Origin of the sequence: Comamonas sp. Tr-654, from assembly GCF_011752915.1 — a bacterium.
Taxonomy (GTDB): Bacteria; Pseudomonadota; Gammaproteobacteria; order Burkholderiales; family Burkholderiaceae_C; genus Comamonas.
Window position 1 is genome coordinate 193,985 of the sequence record NZ_VWWQ01000006.1, and the last position, 17,303, is coordinate 211,287.

The window sequence follows — 17,303 nt, forward strand, 5'->3', positions numbered from 1 at the left end:
CGAGACACCGATAACACGCTTGCTATTTAAGATAGGCGACAGAGTGGGTATTTGTCTGACACCGTCCGGAATGATTTGCAACGCAAGCATAAGGAGTTCAGCATGAGCCATGTCGCAGCAAAGATGGTGACCGGTGCGCTGGTGGCGCTTTCGGGCTTTGCTTCCGCACAGACTCAGCAGCCATCGGCTGCGCCCAAGCCACAGCCCTCCCCTTCGACTCAGGTACTGCCCCCCCAGGGGGTATATGCCCAGATCGATACCAGACTGGGGCAGGAGGCGCTTCGCCTGCTGTCTCAGGGTACGCCTCAGCAGCAACAAGCCGTGCTGGAGCGCGTACGCGCCACACCCGAGCGCTTTCAGCCTCCGGTCTTCTACGTCCTGTCGCAGGTGCTGTTCAAGGCAGGCCAGCGCGACGAGGCTGCCTTCTGGTACTACGCCGGCCAGCTGCGCGCCCGCTTCGACGCCAATCGCTGTGCAGACGTCACCGCCAGGCAAGCTGTCGATGTGATGAACCAGAGCTATGGAGCCCCCATCAACCGCTATCTGTTTCAGGATCTGGACAAGGCTCAGGAGTTAATCGCCAAAGTCGTGGAATGGGATCGCCGCACGCCCCACGCCTACGATCCGCACTGGATCAATCTGCACGGCATGCAGGCGGTACAGGCCTCGCGGGACCCGCAACTGGCCTCCAGGCTGACGCTGGAATCGCTGAGCCTGCCAGCCGCGCAGTGGCCTGCTCTGGCCGAGCAGACGCGCTCCAAGTATCTGCAGGGCTTTCAGGAAGCCATCAGCCAGCTCAAAGCCGAATCCAAATCCAAGTAAGGGCCTGCCCTCGGCCAAGCCAATTGAAAACAAAAATGACTTGAATCCCTTATACAGAAAACGATTGCAGCTACTCTTTTTGAATAGTCTTGCGACAGGGCTCCATAGCGTCTTGATGGCTGCCCCTATTGGCATGATGCCTGTTTGTTCTACGATGACTCAGGCATCTGCATTCCGGGATGCTGCGATGCCGCTCGAAAGGAGTCCTCATGCACAAGCTTTTGGCGCTGTCGACGGCCGCCGCCCTCACCGCGTTGCTGACCGCCTGCCTGGTGCCAGAGCGATTCTCCGCCAGTGTGGACGTACAACCAGACGGCAGCTACAGCTATCGCTTTGACGGTACGGTGGTGAATGCCCTGGCCGTCATGAAGCTCAGAAAACAGGGCGTGCTGAGCGAGAAAGACCACCGCGATCTGGCAGAGCAAGCACAGCAACTTAGCCGCGAACCCGAGGTCAAGAAAGCCGTCTACAACGGCAATGCCCGCTATGCTCTGGAGATTGCCGGCCAGCGCAAGCCCGGCGAAGGCCTGCGATTGCTGGACTTGTTCACCGTGCAGACCGACAGAAACGGCGTGATGACGATTGCCGCCAAGCCGCTCAAGGACAAGGAAAAGAGAGACTTTGCGCAACTGGGCATCACCATGAATGGCAACCTGAAGGTCAGCCTGCCCCGCAATGCCGAGGTACTCTCGCAAAACGCCAGCTCCACACCCACGCTGGGCCTTGGCTCGTACAGTTGGAAAATCGGCAGCTTGAACGTTCGGCCCGAGATCAGGCTGCGCTTCAGGCCCTGAAGGCCATCGCACTGCGCGGACTTGGCATTTCGGGCGAAGATGCCAGCACCATTTACTGTGTCTGCCCGCCGAGTCCTATGACCTCCAACTCTTCATTGACCGCACCGCAACTGCCTTTTTCCCAGGCCTGCGAAAACAATCAGGCCGCCATCTTCGAGGTGCTGCAATCCGCCCTCCAGCACTGCCGACAGGTGCTGGAGATAGGCTCCGGCACAGGCCAGCATAGCGTGTACTTCGCACCGCGCCTGCCGCAGTTGCGCTGGCAAACCAGTGACCTGGCCGACAGTCATGCAAGCATCCGGGCCTGGCACGCCGCCCATGGCGCTCCCAATCTGCAGGCGCCGCTGGAGTTCGACCTGGCGACCGATGCCTGGCCAGCAACTGCGGATGCATCCGGCTTCGATGCCGTCTTCACCAGCAACACCTGTCATATCGTGGCCTGGCCGCTGGTGCAGCGCATGTTCGAGCTGGTGGGCTCACATCTTCCCGTGGGCGGCGTGTTTGCCGTCTACGGCCCGTTCAACTATGGCGGTCATTTCACCAGCGAAAGCAACCGCGCCTTCGATGCCTGGCTGCGCCAGCGCGATGCGCGCAGCGGCCTGCGCGATTTTGAAGCCATCGTGACGCTGGCCGCAGAACACGACATGGAGCTGCAGCTCGACCAGGCCATGCCGGCCAACAACCGCACGCTGGTATTTCAAAAACGCTGAAAGCTCACACCATGGCCGCCATCTTTGCCTACCAATGCAGCAAATGCGATGAGATTCACGAAGGATCGCCGAGCTTTGCTTTCGATGCACCTGCACCTTATCGACGCCTGAGCGAGCAAGAACGCGAGGCATGGGCCGAGCTGAGCGACGAACTCTGCGTCATCAGCCATCCCGAAGGCACGCAATACTATGTGCGCGCCATTCTGGAAGTGCCGATCCATGGCCTGGACGAGCCCTTTCTCTGGGGCATCTGGGTATCGGCCAGCGAAGCCAGCTTTCACCGCTATCTGGACTCCTTCGACAAGCCGCCTGAAGACCCGGTTTTCTTTGGCTGGCTGTCCAATCTGATCGCAGTCTACCCCACGCAGAAGTCACGCCCGGCCGATGTGCATATCCAGGCCGACGGCACACGCCCGCGTGTGGTGCTGCACCGCGGCGACAACGAGAGCGATGCGCTGGTCATCGACCAGCATGAAGGCATTTCGATCGCGCGCGCCCAGCAACTGGCCGAGCAATCGCTGCATGGCACATAGGCCCAACCAGGCCCGAGCGCTGACTCTGCAGAAGCTATCGTCTATGCGTTGATGTGCAATAAAAAACCGCCAGAGGAAAACCTTCTGGCGGTTCGGGGAGGTGGTGTGAACGCTTATCCGTTGTTCCAGCCGGTCTGATAGAACTGCTGGATGAAGGACCAGGCCTCGGCCGGATCATCGGTGTAGCGGAACAGGTTCAGATCCTTGGCGGAAATGGTGCCCTCCTCCACCAGCACGTCGAAGTTCAGCACCCGCTTCCAGAACTCCGTGCCGAACAGGATCACGGGCACGGGCTTGCTCTTGTGGGTCTGCACCAGCGTCAGCACTTCAAACAGCTCGTCCATGGTGCCAAAGCCGCCAGGGAAGGCCACCAGTGCCTTGGCACGCATCATGAAATGCATTTTGCGCAGCGCAAAGTAGTGGAACTTGAAGCTCAGCCCCGGCGTGATGTAGGGGTTGCCATGCTGCTCGTGCGGCAGATAGATGTTCAGCCCCACATTGGGCGCACCTGCATCATGGGCGCCGCGGTTGGCGGCCTCCATGATGCCGGGGCCGCCGCCAGTGCAGATGTAGAAGCGCTCGCTGGGCGCCTGCTTCATGCCTTCGGTCGCCACGATGCGTGCAAAGGCCCGTGCCGCCTCATAACGCTCGGCATTGCGCATGCCACGCTCGGCCAGCGCCATGCGCTGGGTATCGCCGCTCGCCTTGGCTTGCGCAAGCTGCTCGCGCGCCTGATCCATATCGACAAAGCGCGCGCTGCCATAGACAACCACCGTGTGCTCGATGCCGCGCTCGATCTGGGTCAGATCGGGCTTGAGCATTTCCAGCTGCATGCGAATGCCACGCGTTTCACGGCGGAACATGAACTCCGGATCGGCGAATGCAAGGCGATTGGATTGAGGTTCCAGCTCTTTGCCGTTGTGGGCCTGGTTGTGCAGCTCGGCCCAGGCATTGGCCAGATCGGTATCGGACAGGGGAGATGAAATTTGCATGGACCCTCGGTTCTTAGAATGCTGAGTGGCACGGGCTACAGCCATCTCTAAAGATTTCGTAGCGCTGACCGCCCATCCGTCAAGTACTTCAAGCTCAAATGCACCTGTAGTGCAGATGATGCTTGCACTATACGCTCACAAAGCTATAGCCCAGGAGAGTATTTCGCCTCTAAACGCTGAAGCAGTTTGCCTCAATAGTGACAAATGGTCTGCCAGCCTAACGGCTGAACCAGATGCTCCAGCTGAGCATGCCCATGTAGGTCATGAACAGTGAGCCGACCAGGTGCACGCTGGTCCAGCCCAGAGCGGCAGCCAGACGTTGCTGTTGCAGCAGCCCGATGACCTCGGCCGAATAGCTGGAAAACGTGGTCAGGGCTCCGAGGAAGCCGGTGATGATGGCCAGTTTCCAGGCCGGATCCAGTTGGGGCATGGCCTGAAACAGCGCGATGAAGACACCGATCAGATAGCCCCCGATCAGATTGGCGGCCAGGGTACCCCAGGGCAGACTGGCACCTGCGCTCAGCCACAGTCCCAGCCCCCAGCGTGACAGGGCGCCAAGACAGGCACCGATGCAGATGGCGAAAATATTGAGCATGGCTGCCAATCTAGCGCAAGACGGCGGCCCGGAAATGTTTGGACAACAGGATTTCAGGCTTTATTCGCCACAGGCTTCTCATCGGCCTCGGCGGCCTCTTCCTCGTCCAGGGGTTCGTTGCGCACCAGATTGCTGAGCGTGGGCGGCACGCTCTCTCCTGCACGGCGCGAGCGGAACAGCGCCGCACGCATGAGGAAGATGGTGGTGATGGGTACGGTCACGGCAATGAAGATGGCAATCAACACCGAGTGCATGACAAAGCCCTGGCCGCTGACGGAAAAGTAGATCCAGGTGGCATGCATGATGAGCCAGCAGCCCATGGTGGCAATGATGGAGGGCGCATGCACGCGCTCGAAATAGCTCTTGAGCCGCAGCAAGCCGACGGAGCCCATGAGCGCAATCAAGGAACCGCCAAATACCAGGGCCGCCACCAGAATCTGGGCCCACAGAGGCAGATCCACGCCAATGACCTCGGTACTCATTCGATCACCTCGCCGCGCAGCAGGAACTTGGCCATGGCTGTGGAGCCCACGCAGCCAAACAAGGCCACCAGCAAGGCCGCCTCGAAGTAGTTGGTGCTGTCATAGAGAATCCCCATGACCAGCATGGCCAGCATGCCGTTGAGATACATGCAGTCCAGCGCCAGCACACGGTCCTGCGCATGCGGTCCCTTGAGAAGGCGCAGCACCGAGCAGCCCATGGCCGCCAGCAGCATGACCAGAGATGCCATCAGCACCCAATAAAACCAGGGGTTCATTCAAAAATCTCCATCAGCAGGCTTTCGTAGCGGGACTTCACAAAGTCGGCCAGCTTCTTCGCATCCTCCACTTCCAGCGCATGCAGCAGCAGCATGGAGCGGTCACGCGAAATCTCGGCCCAGGACGTGCCCGGCGTCAGACAGACGATCATGGCCAGCACCGCCAGGCCGTTTGGGTCGCGCAGGTCCAGCGGAATCGGGACAAAGGCCGCCGGGTGCTTGCGCATGCGCGGCAACAACAGAAAGCGCACCACGTGGAAGTTGGAGATCGAGGTGTCGCAGACCACCCGAAAGGCCAGCTTGAGAATGCTCAGCGGATGGCTGACCCTCACCGGCAAGGGACGCAGGCCGCGCAGCAGCACGGGGATCAGCAGGCCCAGGATCAGGCCCAGCAGGATCTGGCCGGCACTGACCGAGCGGTTGAGCAGCAGCCACAGCACCAGCAGCGCTATCGACAGCAGCGGTGCCGGGAAGATGGATTTCATGACGTTCCTCATGGGCGGCTCTCCTCCTTCTGAACCGAAGCCGTGGTCTGGGTCACGGCGTTCTGCTCGGCTTCGCGTTCATCGCCGATACCGGGCAGCAGCTCGGCCTGCATTTCCAGCGCAGCCGCACGCGCTGCCGCCTCGGGGCCTGCGGCTTCCTGAGCCTTCTTCTCCTTGGGCGCCGGCACGGGAGCCAGGCCCATGACGGTACGCACATAGACATCGGGCGAATGCAGTGCATTGGCCGCGCGCTGGGTATAGCGCATCACGTCATCGGCCTTGACCGTCAGCACCATGCAGCACAGCAACAGCGCTGCGATGGGCAGGCCTTCGGCCACCTTGAGCGAGGGAGCGCTCTGCTCCGGGTTGGCCCAGAAATGTCGGATGCCGGCGCGCGTGAGCGCAATCAGCGCCATCAGACCGGTAATGATGAGCAGTGCCACCATGCTCCAGCCCAGCGGGCCGGCCTCCACCCCACTGGAGGTGCCCATGCCCAGCGGATTGAGCAGGCTGGTCAGCATGGCGAACTTGCCGAGAAAGCCCGAGAGCGGCGGCAAGCCCGAAATCAGCAAGGTACAGGCCATGAAGCTCAGACCCAGAAAAGCCGCTGCCGCCGGGAAGGCCCGGCCGATCATGAGCTCTTCCTCATCGTCGAGGTTGAAGCCCTCGGTCGGCAACAGCTCGGCATTGAGGAACGGTGCTTCGTCGTCTTCGTAGGGCTCGCCCGCATCATCATCCACGCGCCAGCGATCCACGACATCGGCGATCAGGAACAGGGAGGCCACGGCCAGCGTGGAGCCCGGCAGGTAATACAGCAGTCCGGCCGTCAGCAGGTTCTGCCCGAAGCCCGTCGCTGCCAGCAGGGTGCCGGACGAAAGAATCGCCGCAAAGCCCGCCAGATGGGTCAGCCGCTGCGAGCCCAGCATGCCGATGGCACCAAAAGCCATGGTCAGCATGCCGCCCACGATCAGCCAGGTGCTGCCAAACAGGGCCGATGCCCCGGCTTCCGAGCTGAACAGCAGGGTCCACAGGCGCAAGATGACATAGACCCCCACCTTGGTCATGAGCGCAAACAGGGCTCCCACGGGCGCAGTCGCCGCGCTGTAGCCGGGCACCAGCCAGAAGTTCAGCGGCCACAGCGCCGCCTTGATCAGAAAGGCCGTGCCCAGCACGCCTGCCGCCGCATGCAGCAGGCCGCGGTCGGCATCCTGTACCAGCGGAATGGCCCGGGCCAGATCGGCCATATTGAGCGTGCCGGTAATGCCGTAGAGCATGGACACGCCGATCAGGAACAGCGAAGAAGCTGCCAGATTGATAGCGATGTAGTGAAGACCGGCCTGGATCCGCGTGCTGCCCGAGCCATGCAGCAGCAGACCGTAAGAGGCTGCCAGCATGATCTCGAAGAACACGAACAGATTGAACAGGTCCGCCGTGATGAAGGCGCCGCTGAGCCCCATCAGCTGCAGCTGGAACAGGGGGTGGAAGTGCACCCCGGCCTTGTGCCAGCGCGCCGCGGAGAACACCAGCGCGGCCAGTGCCACCACATAGGTGACCAGCAGCATCAGGGCCGTGAGCCGGTCCAGCGCCAGCGCGATGCCGAAGGGCGCAGGCCAGTTGCCTGGCATATAGACCGACATGGTGACGGCCGAACCCGCCTGATTGGTCCAGCTCAGCAGCATCACCACGATCACCAGGCTGATCGTTGTGGAGAGGATGTTCATGCCCAGCTTCAGGCGCTGGCGCTCCTCGCGCAGGAACAGCATCAGCGCTGCCGTCAGCATGGGCAGCATGATGGGGGCCAGCATCAGGTGCGGCATCAGACGTTCAATCCACTCGCTCATAGCATTTCCTGTTCGGTTCGCGAGTGCGCGCCATCCACATGGTCATTGCCGGAAGCGCCTCGCGACGCCAGCAGCACGACCAGGAACAGCGCCGTCATGGCAAAGCCGATGACGATGGCGGTCAGCACCAGCGCCTGCGGCATGGGGTCGGCATAGTGCGACAAATCGGTGGGCACACCGTTTTGCAGCACCGGCACCTTGTTGATCGAGAGGCCTTGGCGCCCCATCGAGAAGATGAACAGGTTGACGGCATACGACAGCAACGCCAGCCCCATGATGACCTGGTAGCTACGCGGACGCAGCAGCAGCCAGACGCCCGAGCCGGTGAGCACACCGATGGCAATGGCCAGAACGATTTCCATTACATACCTCCCCTTGCCAACGCCGCGGCCGTGGCCGCCTGCACCTCGGCCTCGGCCTTCTTGGCCTCTTGTTCCTGCTCTTCCAGCAAGCGCGCATGGAAGCGGTGTCCGCGTACCGATTGGTGGGCAATCGCCGTCAGGATCAGCATGGTGGAGCCCACCACCAGCGCAAACACACCGATATCGAAGAAGGTGGCGCTGGCGAAATGCACATGTCCCACCAAGGGCAGCGAAAAGTCAAAGCTGTGGCTGGTCAGGAAGGGGTAGCCCACGGCCACCGAGCCCAGACCCGTGCCCAGCGCAAACAGCAGGCCTGCGGCAATCCAGCGGCGCGGATACAGCGGCAGATGCGCCTCCACCCAATGCGTGCCCGAGATGATGTACTGCATCAGCAAGGCGACCGAGAACACCAGCCCGGCCACGAAACCGCCACCCGGCTGGTTGTGGCCACGCACGAAGATATAGGCGGCCACCAGCGTCGCGAATGGCAGCAGCAGCCGCACCAGCACGGCTGGCACCATGAGGTAGCCAACCGCCGTATCGCTGGCATTGCGCGGGTTGAGCAAATCGGTCTGCAAATCGCCGGGCACATAGCGCTGCTGCTCCGGAATGTCCATGGCCTCGCGCGCCGGACGGAAGCGGCGCAGCAGCGCATAGATGACGACGGCCACGATGCCCAGCACCACGATCTCGCCGAAAGTGTCGAAGCCACGGAAGTCCACCAGCGTCACGTTGACCACATTGGTGCCGCCGCCGCCACCCAGCGCGTTTTCGAGGAAGAAGGTGGAGGTGCTTTCGTAGAAAGGCCGGCTCATCATGGCAAAGGCCAGCCAGGCCATGCCGCCACCGGCAATCAGCGACAGCACCAGATCGCGCAGGCGGCGTGCCTTGGCCCGCGCATCGGCGTTGTCGGCGGTACGCATGTTCTTGTCCCGCTTGGGCAGCCAGCGCAGCCCCAGCAGGATCAGCACCGTGGTGGCAACTTCCACCACCAGCTGGGTCAGCGCCAGATCGGGCGCAGAGAACCAGAGGAAGGTCAGCACCGTGCACAGCCCCGTGCCGCCCAGCATGATCAGCGCGGTCATCCGGTGGTACTTGGCTTTCCAGGCCGTTCCCAGCGCGCACAGACAGCCAATCGCCCAGAGCAGCACAAAGGCCGAAGACACCGGCAAAGTGCCGCGGTCACCCAGCTTCATGCCCCATAGCCATAGCGGCAGGGCCGCTGCGACCAGGGCGACGCAGACCAGCCACAGCATCTGCCACTGCAGACGGCGTGTGGAGAGATTGCGGCGCCCCGCCCGGCCCAGCCAGGTGATGCGGGCCAGCAGATTCTCGAAGATCCGACGACCGCTGACACGGCCCAGCACGGGCGTGGTGTCGAAGTGCCCGACCGTGCGCTGCCAGCGCAGCATGGTGTAGAGCACGATACCGCCGGCCAGTGCCACCAGGCTCATGATCAGCGGCATATTCCAGCCATGCCAGATGGCCAGGCTGTATTCCGGCAGGTCGCCGCCCACGACAGGCGTCGCGGCCACCGCGAGAAAACCGCCCACCGCCCAGGCCGGGAAGATGCCCACGATCAGGCAGGCCAGCACCAGAAGCTCCACGGGCACACGCATCCAGTGCGGCGGCTCGTGAGGCTCGTGCGGCAAATCGTCGGCCTGGGGACCAAAGAAGACATCGAACGTGAAGCGCAGCGAATAGGCCACGCTGAACATGCCGGCCACCGTCGCCACCACCGGCAGCACGGTCTTGACCCAGGGAGCTGCGTCCAGATAGACGGTCTCGGCAAAGAACATTTCCTTGGAGATGAATCCGTTGAGCAGCGGCACGCCGGCCATGGCGGCACTGGCCACACAGGCCAGCGTGGCCGTGATCGGCATCATGAAGCGCAAACCCGACAGGCGCCGGATGTCACGCGTGCCGCTTTCATGGTCCACGATGCCCGCAGCCATGAACAGCGAAGCCTTGAAGGTCGCGTGATTCATGATGTGAAAAACTGCGGCCACGGCAGCCAGCTTGCTGTTCAGGCCCAACAGCAAGGTAATCAGCCCCAGATGCGAGATCGTTGAATAAGCCAGCAAACCCTTGAGATCGTGCTGGAACATCGCGCAATAGCCGCCAATCAGCAGCGTCATGGCACCGGCTCCACCGACCAGCCAGAACCATGCATCGGTGTCCGCTAGCACCGGCCACAGCCGCGCCAGCAGAAACACGCCGGCCTTGACCATGGTGGCCGAGTGCAGATAGGCCGACACGGGCGTTGGCGCAGCCATGGCATTGGGCAGCCAGAACTGGAATGGAAATTGAGCACTTTTGGTGAGTGCGCCAAGCAAGATCAGCACCAATGCCAGCAGATAGAGGTGGCTATCGCGAATTTGCTGGCCTGCAGCCAGTACATTGTCGAGGTCATAGCTGCCCACGATATGACCCAGCACCAGCATGCCCACCAGCATGGCCAGCCCGCCCGTACCCGTGACCGTCAAGGCCATGCGCGCCCCCCGGCGCGCATCCTTGCGGTGATACCAGTAGCCGATCAGCAGGAAGGAGAAAAGACTGGTCAGCTCCCAGAAAAACACCAGTTGAATGATGTTTCCCGAGAGCACCACCCCCGCCATGGCCCCCATGAAGGCCAGAAAAAACGAGAAAAAGCGCGGAACCGGATCGGCGGGTGACATGTAGTAGCGTGCATAAAGCACCACCAGTGCACCGATGCCGAAGACCAGCATGGAGAACAGCCATGCAAATCCGTCCATGCGAATCACCAGATTCAGTCCCAGCGCCGGCAGCCAGGACACCTCCTGCCTCAGCACCGCTCCATCGGCCATTTCCGGGAACAGCATCCCTACCTGAATCGCGCATATCAGCGCGATGACACCTGCAAGTGTGGATTCCGTATTGCGCGCATTTGCAGGCAATAAGGCAGCCAGAAGGCTGCCTGCGAAAGGTAGGAGGATGAGGTATATCAAGGGCATGGGCGGATCATTCTAGAGGTTGACGTTATTTTTTCCGCTATAAAAACCTGAGCATTTCACAGACTTTAGACCACTGTTCAGCTTTAATTGATGACAGAAAATCCATCAAAACAGCGGGTTGCGTGCAGATAAAGAAGTGCATCCGATCTACCCATGCGCGCGGAACCGATGTCATGCCTCTGCTGCTGAAAAGCATTTTTGCCAAACTCAATCCATCTGCCAACCCATGCATATACGCAGCTATCGCCCCGGAGATGAAATCGCGCTGTGGCAGGTGTTCCACGACGCGGTGCATCAACTGGCCGCAAATCACTACAGCCCCGAGCAGCTCGATGCCTGGGCGCCGCCACAGCCCGACCAGGAGGAATGGCGCAGGCGCATCCAGGCACTGAGCCCTTTTGTCGCCGTCTGCGCCAATGATCTACCCGTGGCTTATGCAGATCTGCAAGCCAACGGCTATATCGATCACTTTTTTGTGGCCCCGCAACATGCCGGCCAGGGCGTGGGTCGACTCTTGCTCGCGCATATCGAGCAGGCCGCGCGGCGAAACGGCCTGCTGGAGCTGAGCGCGGATGTCAGCCTCAACGCCCAGGGCTTCTTCGCCCGTTTCGGCTTTGAGCCGCAGCGCCGGCAAATGCCCGTCGTGAGAGGCATTGCCCTGAGCAACACGCGCATGCGAAAAGCGCTCTGACCGGACTGCGGCCCCTACTGTATGAACTGGCTCTGGAAACCTGAAACCTCCACTCCGCAGAAATGGCTGATCGTCATTTTCATGGCGGTGATGCTGGGCGCCCTCGCCCCCATTGTCTGGCGCAGCTTCATACCCGAGGCCCAGTGGCAGTTGCTCGCGCTGTATCTGTCACTGGCGCTGACCGCGGCAGCAGGCATCTGGCTGCGGCGGCTGCACAGACTGGGACTGTGGCAGCCGGCAGGCCCCTGGCCCGGCTACGGTCCTGTCAAGCGCTGGCTGATGGGCCTGCTCTGCAGCGCCTTCATGGTTTTTGTGCTCTGGCTCGATCTGGCAGCCACCCTGCCCATGGCCTATACGGCAGTGATGGGAAGCGATGCCAGCCTGCAGACCGTTGCCGAGAAAAAACGGGGTTCGGGCCGCTATGCCTGCCGCCATCAGCTCAAACTGGCTGAAGTGGACTATCTCTTCTTCGAGTTCTGTATCGGTGAAGAAGACTACGAACGCCTGCCCTCAGGCCCCTTGCCAGCCCTGCTATCCATGCGCCAAAGCTACTTCGGCAAGCTGGTGGACAGCATTCGCCTGTCCAATTTCCAGCAAGAAGATGAGTATTGACTGCATATTCAGCCTGAAAAGTTGCATTATTCACACCTGAATCCATTGTCAAACAAGCGCTAGCAGCTTCTTTTTTATCTTTTCATCAGTGCCATGTCGATTCTTCTACCGCCATTGATGCTGATCTCCGGCATGGGCTTTGCACTCAGCGCAATCGCGCATATAGCAGCACTTGCAGGGCAGATAGATGCACTTGAAATGCATTTACCCAAAAATGCGCTGGAAATATTCAAAACCGCCATGTTCATCGGGATCTTTGCCGTCTGGCTGCCTGCCGTGATGATCGCCCAGCACATCAACAACGGCAATCGGCTGCAGTTTTCCTGGAAGAAGGTGCTCGCAGGCTGCCCCGCATGGATGCGCCACAGCGCTTGCGCGATCTTCATCTACGCTTTTGCCAACTTCTTTCTCAGCGTTGCGGGCGGCATGACAGGCCTGCGCATGTTCTCGGGCCACTGGATGATCTTCTACGGCACGGCGTTCTGCATCTTCTTCTCGAGCTGGAACCTGCCCTCCATCCTCACGCCCCGCCACTGCCCGGCCGGGCATGAAGTCGGTCATGGCAATAATTTCTGCCCGGTCTGCGGCCTGCCCGCTGACCACAGCAGCCAGGACGCATGACGCATCCATACCCCTGAACCCGCCACCCAGGCGCAAAGCGGCGCATACTGGCGGCCGCATCATTGCCTGCACACCTCTTTTTGCACCATGCCCACTCCTCACTCCCCCATCGGTATTTTTGATAGCGGTGTGGGTGGCCTCAGCGTGCTGCAGGCACTGCGCCACGAGCTGCCTCACGAGCAGTTTGTCTATCTGGCCGACAGCGGCAATGCCCCCTATGGCGACGCACGGGGCGATGCGTTTGTGCAGGAGCGCAGCCTGGCCATTGCGCAGTATCTGCTGCAGCAGCACGACATCAAGATTCTGGTGATTGCCTGCAATACCGCGACGGCTGCGGCCGTGGAGCTGATGCGCGAACGTATGCCGCAATTGCCCGTCATCGGCGTGGAACCAGCCATCAAACCGGCCTCTTTTTCCAGCCAGACCCATCATGTGGGAGTGATGGCCACTCGGGGCACCATCTTCAGCCAGCGCGTGGCACGCCTGGTGACGGAACATGGTCAGCGCGCCGAGTTTCATCTGCAGGCCTGCGACGGCCTGGCCAGAGCCATCGAGCAAAGCACCGAGCAGGCCTTGCCCGAGGATGCAAGCGCCACCGAGATCAGAGCGCTTTGCACGAAATACGCAAGTGCTCTGGGCAGTTTCGGCCATAAGACGGGGCAGATGGATACGCTGGTGCTGGGCTGCACCCACTACGTCTTCGTCAAGGACGATCTGCGCGCGCTGCTGGGGCCCGATATCCAGTTTCTGGACACGGGCGCCCCTGTCGCGCGCCAGACCCGGCGCATGCTGGAGCAGCGCGATATGCTCAGACCCGAAACCGAGGGCTCGCCAGAGCTGGCCGGTGCCGATCAGATTCAGCTCATGACAACCGGCCGCCTGACGGCCATGCAAGCCGCAGCCCAACGCTGGCTGGATCTGCCTGCCGCTTGCAGCCAGGCCGTCAACGTGCCCTCGCCAAGCGCCGTGGCCACACCCGCCTGAGCTGCGTCATCAGATCCAGAGCGGCTGGCCGCCCTGATCCAGATAGCTGAGGTAAAAACGCACATCGAACTCCAACTGGTGGTATTCAGGCTCCATATGCATGCATAACTGATAGAAAGCCTTGTCATGGTCCATGATGCGGATATGGGCCAGCTCATGCACACAGATCATGCGCAAGAAGGCATCAGGCGCCTGCTTGAACATGGCCGCCACATGGATCTCGTGCCGCGCATTGAGCCTGCCGCCATGCGCAATCGCACGCCGCGTATGCAGACCCAGGGCATTGCGCACCACATGGATCCTGCTGTCGTAAGCGACCTTGTGCAGCTGACCGGCATTGCGCAGATACTGGGCCTTGAGCGCATCGACATAGTCATAAAGCGCCCTGTCCGTACGCACCGCATGCGCCTGGGGATATTTGCGCAGCAGCCAGTCACCGGCATTGCCTGCCAGCAGCCAGTCACGCACCTGGTTCTGCAGCGATGGCGCGTAGCCCGAAAGATAGGGCAACGCCAACTGCGCCCCTGCTTCTCCCATGCTGGCGCGCGCAGCCCTGTCCTTGCGCAGCTGCTGCGTGACGGCTCCCGAATATTTGGGGGTGGGAATGGGCTTCATGGCAAAAGACAAACCCTCTGTCACAGTCTCGGGACTGCAGCACAGAGGGCTTTGACGGCGAATGAGCGAAGAATCAATGCAGATGGCGCGGGCGGCGATTGCCGCCATGGCCGGAGGCCGAGCCGCCCGATCCGCCACGCGGCGGCTTGCCCAGCTCCAGCGAGCTGACCAGGGCTTCGAAACGCTGCGAGAACAGCTTGTCGATTTCCTGCACCACGCCGCCGAGTTCGGCGCCATCGAAGTGACGCTCCATCATGTTGATGACATCCTGCACCAGCAGATCGCGCTGCACCTGCATGATGGCCGCAGGATTGGGACCGACAAACAGCATCAGGAAGTCATCGCGGCTCTGGGCCTCGGCAGGAGCCTCTTCCTCGTCGAACTCGGTGTCGTAGAAGGTCACTTCGATCGGCGAGCCCTGCTCGGCCAGCTCGTTCAGGCCCATGCACATATCGTCCAGGGCCTGGCGGAAGTCATCATCGCCGCGCACGGTCCAGCACATCTGCAGTAGATGCTCCTTGGCCTCGAACTGGATGCCGGGCTCTTCTTCGTAAAGACTTCCCTCGCCATCCGTCAATGAGCGCGCGCCGGCATAGGCCCACAAGGGACGCAATGCATCTTGCAGCTGCTCATACGTAACGTCAGCACGGAGCAGAACCTGACCGTGGACATGAATTTCAAAAGCAGCGTTGTAACTAGACATCTTTTCTCTCTAGGAGTGCAGACCCCGTCAGCATGACAGAACTGCAAGCCATATTGCATCGAAGCCGGAGCTTTTCCAAGTGCCTTGACAAAGCCCGACATCGCAGTGCCCTACGGCATCACAGCCCTTGATTTTCCCACCTTCGGCAAGACTGCGGGCGGCAGCGGCCATCAAGCCACAAATAAAAAAAGCCCGCTACAAAATATATAGCAGGCTTTTCAATTCTGGTGCCCCGAACCGGAATCGAACCGGTACGCTTCGTTAAAAGCGGCAGATTTTAAGTCTGCAGTGTCTACCAATTTCACCATCGGGGCCCACTTCACTACCGGCGCTGGGCGCCAGCGGGAAGTATTGCATCAGCCAAGCGACCAAAGCAATAAAAAAGGGAAGCTTTTGCTTCCCTTTTCAAAATCTGGAGCGGGAAAACGGGTTCGAACCGTCGACCTATACCTTGGCAAGGTATCGCTCTACCAACTGAGCTATTCCCGCATTTCTGAAAAGCTATGCGCCTCACAGAGCAGACTCGAATTATAGCCATGATTTCCGGCCGCTTTCCGAAAACCGTCTGGCTTTTTCAGATAGTCCTGTTCAGGCAGGCTGTGAAGCAGGCGCGAGCCTGCTCTTGACGATCTGCAGCAGATCGCGCTTTTGCACCTTGTTGGAGGCATTGACGGGCAGGCCGTCCAGCTGCAGCACAAAGCGCGGCACCTTGTAGTTGGCCATATTCGCGCGGCACCAGGCGGTAAAGGCTTCCTTGTCCAGCGTGATGCCGTTGCGGGCCACCACGCAGGCACAGCCGACCTCACCCAAGCGCTCGTCGGCCACGCCGACCACGGCGACCTGCGCCACCTCGGGGTGGTTGGAGAGCATGCGCTCGATCTCTGCGGGGTAGCAATTGAAGCCTCCCACGATGAACATGTCCTTGAGGCGGTCGGTGATGCGCAGATAGCCGCGCTCGTCAAGCACGCCCACATCGCCGGTATGCAGCCAGCCATCGGCATCGATGGTCTCGGCCGTGGCTTTTTCGTCCTCGAAGTAGCCCTGCATGATGTGATAGCCACGCAGCAGCACCTCGCCCGCCTCGCCGGGAGCTACGGGCTGCCCCTGCTCGTTGACGCAGCGCACCTCGGTCCCGGGCAGGGCCTTGCCGCAGGTATTGGCCACCGTTTCCACATTGTCGGAGGGCTCGCAGAGCGTGGCGCAACCACCGCATTCCGTCAGGCCGTAGGCCGTGGTGACATTCTGGATGCCCAGCTCTTCGCGCATGCGCTTGATGAGAATGGGAGGGACGGTGGAGGCGCCAGTCACCGAGGACTTCAGCGAACTCAGATCGAAATCCTTGAGGCCTGGATGCGCCAGCATGGACAGGAACAGGGTGGGCGGCCCGGGCAGGAAGCTGATGCGGTCGCTCTCGATGCGCTGCAAGATGGCCTGTGCATCGAACACCTGCTCGGGATAGACGGTGGAGCCCTGCAGCAAGGCAGCCACCCAGCCGGCCTTGTAGCCAAAGGTGTGAAAGAAGGGGTTGACGATCAGGTAGCGGCTGCCCTCGGTCAAACCCACCACCTCCGACCAGGCCTTGAAAGCCAGAATCGTCGGTCGGTGAGCGCACATCACGCCCTTGGGGCGGCCCGTGGTGCCGGAGGTGAACATCAGGTCGGCCGTGTCGTCGGGATTGATCGCGGCTTCGCGCTGCTGCTGGGCCAGAGCAGTCGTGTTCTCGGCCCTGGCCATGAACTGCGCCCAGCTCAGGTCCGCGCTGGGCAACACCTTGTCACCGAGCACCACCACCTGCTCCAGTGTGGCAGGACGCAGACCTTGCAGCAGATCGGGGTAATAGTTGTTCAGAAATTCCCCCACGCACACCAGCACCCTGGCACGGCTGCGCTCCAGAATGTCGGCAGCTTCGGCGCCCTTCATTCGGGTGTTCAAGGGCACCAGCACGCCGCCTGCGGCATGCACGCCGCAGGCGGCCACGATCCACTCGCTGAGATTCGGCGCCCACAGCGCCACCCGGTCACCGGCCTGCACGCCCAGGCTCATCAAGGCTCGTGCGGCCTGACGGCTCAGTTGCTGCAGCTCAGCATAGCTGATGGACTTGCCGCTTTCGACAATCGCCGCGCGGGCGGAAAAGCGGCTGACCACATCGGCCAGCATGCCCGGCAAGGTCAGCGAGGACTCGGGCATCGCATTCTGGTTGGGTTTCGACAT

Annotated in this window: 19 protein-coding genes and 2 tRNA genes; 8 read left to right on the forward strand and 13 right to left on the reverse strand. The window is 61.2% G+C overall.

The genetic code is table 11. The features are described 5' to 3' along the window. The first annotated feature begins 102 nt into the window (after window positions 1–102). From F3J24_RS18945 to F3J24_RS18960, 4 genes are all read left to right on the forward strand, one after another. Window positions 103–822 carry a hypothetical protein gene (locus tag F3J24_RS18945; RefSeq protein WP_167009647.1) on the forward strand — a complete coding sequence of 240 codons (720 nt, stop codon included), beginning with the start codon at window positions 103–105 and terminating at the stop codon, window positions 820–822. 209 nt (window positions 823–1,031) lie between these two features. Next, the gene (locus tag F3J24_RS18950; protein WP_167009649.1) at window positions 1,032–1,616 is read left to right on the forward strand and encodes a hypothetical protein; all 585 of its coding nucleotides are present in this window, start codon (window positions 1,032–1,034) and stop codon (window positions 1,614–1,616) included. A 77-nt stretch (window positions 1,617–1,693) separates the two neighbouring features. After that, on the forward strand, window positions 1,694–2,326 hold the full coding sequence (locus F3J24_RS18955) for a DUF938 domain-containing protein (protein ID WP_167009652.1): 633 nt from the start codon (window positions 1,694–1,696) through the stop codon (window positions 2,324–2,326). An 11-nt stretch (window positions 2,327–2,337) separates the two neighbouring features. Continuing rightward, on the forward strand, window positions 2,338–2,859 hold the full coding sequence (locus F3J24_RS18960; protein WP_167009654.1) for a DUF2199 domain-containing protein: 522 nt from the start codon (window positions 2,338–2,340) through the stop codon (window positions 2,857–2,859). Between the two features lie 113 nt (window positions 2,860–2,972). Here the strand turns inward: F3J24_RS18960 and F3J24_RS18965 are convergent, their stop codons facing one another. From F3J24_RS18965 to F3J24_RS19000, 8 genes are all read right to left on the reverse strand, one after another. Further along, window positions 2,973–3,851, reverse strand: coding sequence for a TIGR00730 family Rossman fold protein (locus F3J24_RS18965; RefSeq protein ID WP_167009657.1), 879 nt, complete (start codon window positions 3,849–3,851; stop codon window positions 2,973–2,975). A gap of 217 nt (window positions 3,852–4,068) precedes the next feature. Further along, window positions 4,069–4,446 carry a fluoride efflux transporter CrcB gene (gene crcB / locus F3J24_RS18970; protein WP_043005880.1) on the reverse strand — a complete coding sequence of 126 codons (378 nt, stop codon included), beginning with the start codon at window positions 4,444–4,446 and terminating at the stop codon, window positions 4,069–4,071. A gap of 53 nt (window positions 4,447–4,499) precedes the next feature. Then, entirely contained in the window at window positions 4,500–4,928 is a 429-nt protein-coding gene (gene mnhG, locus F3J24_RS18975) for a monovalent cation/H(+) antiporter subunit G (protein ID WP_043005732.1), read from the reverse strand. Then, entirely contained in the window at window positions 4,925–5,203 is a 279-nt protein-coding gene (locus F3J24_RS18980) for a K+/H+ antiporter subunit F (RefSeq protein WP_003057255.1), read from the reverse strand. Before F3J24_RS18980 ends, mnhG begins: the two co-directional genes overlap by 4 nt. Further along, the gene (locus F3J24_RS18985) at window positions 5,200–5,700 is read right to left on the reverse strand and encodes a Na+/H+ antiporter subunit E (protein WP_167009659.1); all 501 of its coding nucleotides are present in this window, start codon (window positions 5,698–5,700) and stop codon (window positions 5,200–5,202) included. The genes F3J24_RS18980 and F3J24_RS18985 overlap by 4 nt, the downstream gene beginning before the upstream one ends. Continuing rightward, window positions 5,697–7,529, reverse strand: coding sequence for a monovalent cation/H+ antiporter subunit D (locus tag F3J24_RS18990; protein ID WP_167009661.1), 1,833 nt, complete (start codon window positions 7,527–7,529; stop codon window positions 5,697–5,699). The genes F3J24_RS18985 and F3J24_RS18990 overlap by 4 nt, the downstream gene beginning before the upstream one ends. Further along, window positions 7,526–7,891 carry a Na+/H+ antiporter subunit C gene (locus F3J24_RS18995; protein ID WP_003057261.1) on the reverse strand — a complete coding sequence of 122 codons (366 nt, stop codon included), beginning with the start codon at window positions 7,889–7,891 and terminating at the stop codon, window positions 7,526–7,528. The genes F3J24_RS18990 and F3J24_RS18995 overlap by 4 nt, the downstream gene beginning before the upstream one ends. Further along, the gene (locus F3J24_RS19000; protein ID WP_167009663.1) at window positions 7,891–10,866 is read right to left on the reverse strand and encodes a monovalent cation/H+ antiporter subunit A; all 2,976 of its coding nucleotides are present in this window, start codon (window positions 10,864–10,866) and stop codon (window positions 7,891–7,893) included. The genes F3J24_RS18995 and F3J24_RS19000 overlap by 1 nt, the downstream gene beginning before the upstream one ends. 226 nt (window positions 10,867–11,092) lie before the next feature. Here F3J24_RS19000 and F3J24_RS19005 point away from each other — a divergent pair, with 226 nt between their 5' ends. The 4 genes from F3J24_RS19005 to murI all read left to right on the forward strand — a co-directional run bounded on the left by F3J24_RS19005 (window position 11,093) and on the right by murI (window position 13,774). Next, on the forward strand, window positions 11,093–11,557 hold the full coding sequence (locus F3J24_RS19005; protein WP_167009665.1) for a GNAT family N-acetyltransferase: 465 nt from the start codon (window positions 11,093–11,095) through the stop codon (window positions 11,555–11,557). A gap of 21 nt (window positions 11,558–11,578) precedes the next feature. Next, window positions 11,579–12,169 carry a hypothetical protein gene (locus F3J24_RS19010; protein ID WP_167009667.1) on the forward strand — a complete coding sequence of 197 codons (591 nt, stop codon included), beginning with the start codon at window positions 11,579–11,581 and terminating at the stop codon, window positions 12,167–12,169. Window positions 12,170–12,367: 198 nt separating this feature from the next. Next, the gene (locus F3J24_RS19015; protein ID WP_240154386.1) at window positions 12,368–12,790 is read left to right on the forward strand and encodes a hypothetical protein; all 423 of its coding nucleotides are present in this window, start codon (window positions 12,368–12,370) and stop codon (window positions 12,788–12,790) included. An 87-nt stretch (window positions 12,791–12,877) separates the two neighbouring features. After that, window positions 12,878–13,774: a glutamate racemase gene (gene murI / locus F3J24_RS19020; protein WP_167009669.1), complete on the forward strand. Its 897-nt coding sequence runs from the start codon at window positions 12,878–12,880 to the stop codon at window positions 13,772–13,774. Window positions 13,775–13,783: 9 nt separating this feature from the next. Here the strand turns inward: murI and F3J24_RS19025 are convergent, their stop codons facing one another. From F3J24_RS19025 to F3J24_RS19045, 5 genes are all read right to left on the reverse strand, one after another. Continuing rightward, window positions 13,784–14,389: a M48 family metallopeptidase gene (locus F3J24_RS19025; RefSeq protein WP_167009671.1), complete on the reverse strand. Its 606-nt coding sequence runs from the start codon at window positions 14,387–14,389 to the stop codon at window positions 13,784–13,786. Between the two features lie 73 nt (window positions 14,390–14,462). After that, a complete protein-coding gene (locus F3J24_RS19030) occupies window positions 14,463–15,092 on the reverse strand; it encodes a DUF6806 family protein (protein WP_003057277.1) in 630 nt (209 codons plus the stop codon). A gap of 225 nt (window positions 15,093–15,317) precedes the next feature. Continuing rightward, window positions 15,318–15,406: transfer RNA gene (locus F3J24_RS19035), tRNA-Leu, on the reverse strand. Window positions 15,407–15,505: 99 nt separating this feature from the next. Next, a tRNA-Gly gene (locus F3J24_RS19040) sits at window positions 15,506–15,581 on the reverse strand. Window positions 15,582–15,680: 99 nt separating this feature from the next. Further along, the gene (locus F3J24_RS19045) at window positions 15,681–17,303 is read right to left on the reverse strand and encodes a FadD3 family acyl-CoA ligase (RefSeq protein ID WP_167009673.1); all 1,623 of its coding nucleotides are present in this window, start codon (window positions 17,301–17,303) and stop codon (window positions 15,681–15,683) included.